At 38.7% G+C, this 1,666-nt stretch carries 1 protein-coding gene; it reads left to right on the forward strand.

Annotation, left to right across the window (positions count from 1 at the left end; genetic code table 11):
- The first annotated feature begins 279 nt into the window (after window positions 1–279).
- Window positions 280–1,653, forward strand: coding sequence for an IS110 family transposase (locus DHD80_RS19785; RefSeq protein WP_251743200.1), 1,374 nt, complete (start codon window positions 280–282; stop codon window positions 1,651–1,653).
- Window positions 1,654–1,666: the final 13 nt, after the last annotated feature.

Below are 1,666 nucleotides of genomic sequence, written 5' to 3' on the forward strand. Positions count from 1 at the left end.
ATTCACCATATGAAGAACTCCATTAATTTCTTGTGCTAACGTGGGCAGGAATCTTTATCTATATTAAATTTAATACGAACTCTATGTGTGGCCGTTTTAAAAATTGGTGCTGGAAATAAAGCCCGTGCGCAATTCTGGTCGAAATGTAAAAAGCTCCGGAATTAGTAGTTCAGGAGCTTGTTGATAATTTCAGTGGTGCCCCTTATGGAGAGCCCGTTCAGAATATTGTTCAAATCAAAGATACATTTCCTTAGGGTCTTTTTTTTAAAATATTTGAATATGGGACGAAAAAAACTATCTATGGAGATCATCAATTCTCATGCAGCCGGGATTGATGTTGGCAGCCGCTCACATTATGTAGCTATTGGGCAGCTCGCGCAGGATGTTAAGGAATTTGGTGTATATGCTGAAGAACTTACCGCACTGGGACAATGGCTTAAATCAAATGATATTACCACCGTAGCTATGGAATCTACTGGGGATTACTGGCAAAATCTGTTCGCAGAATTGATCAGACAAGGCTTGGAAGTTGTACTGGTCAATGGCAAGTTCACCAAACACGCCAAAGGGAAGAAAACCGATGTAAAAGACTGTCGGTGGATTCAACAACTACACACCCTTGGACTACTCTCTGGAAGTTTTCTACCGGATGAAACCACAGAACAACTCCGCACCTACTGTAGGCAGCGGGGAAATTGGATAGACCAGGCCGCCTCGACCACCCATAAAATGCAGAAATACCTGAAATTTTTGAATTTTAGGCTTGATGTGGTGGTCAAAGATGTTTGTGGACTTACCGGGCTTGCTATTATTGGTGATATATGCAAAGGAAATCTAGATCCCTTTGAACTTGCCAAGCACCGGCATTATAACTGTAAGAAATCAACAGAAGAGATCGCAAAAGCCCTTCATGGCAATAACCGGGAAGATTACCTGTTTGGATTGAAACAAGAGCATGATACTTACCTCTTCCTTCAGAAAAAGATACAGGAATGTGATAAACAAATAGAAAAGTTTATTAAACAAGAACTTAAGAAGTCACCAGCCAAAACGGCATTAAAAACTACTGAAAAACCACATAAAAGAATCAATAAAAATGCACCACAGATCAAAAACCTTAACCAGGTAGCCTACCAATATTTTGAAGGTGTGGATTTATTGACAATAGAAGGATTAAGTCATGCCACGGTATTATCCATTATGAGTGAAATAGGACCCGAAGGGTTCAAGAAATTTGAATCTGCCAAACATTTTACGTCATGGTTACGACTGGCACCCAATAACAAAATATCAGGTGGAAGGGTTTTAAGTCGTCGAATACCAAAAGGAAGCAATAGACTAAAAATAGCTTTCAGACAAGCAGCCAATTCAATTGGAAATTTAAAAGATACCCATTTATCCAACTTTTTTAAAAGGGTAGCTTATAGGAAAGGTAGGACTGCAGCAGTTTCTGCCACAGCTAGAAAACTTGCTGTAATAGTCTGGAACATGATGGTAAAAAAAGTCCCGTATTTACCACCAACAGAATATTTATTCCTTGACCAAAAGCGCAAATTAAAAATCGTAACCAGACTCAAAAAAAATATTGCTAAATTGGAACTCAAACCAGAAGATTTGGGGTTTTTACCAGGTTTAATACAAAACAACATTTGACGTTAGTCAGAAT

This window comes from Gramella sp. AN32 (assembly GCF_023718305.1).
Lineage (GTDB): Bacteria > Bacteroidota > Bacteroidia > Flavobacteriales > Flavobacteriaceae > Christiangramia > Christiangramia antarctica.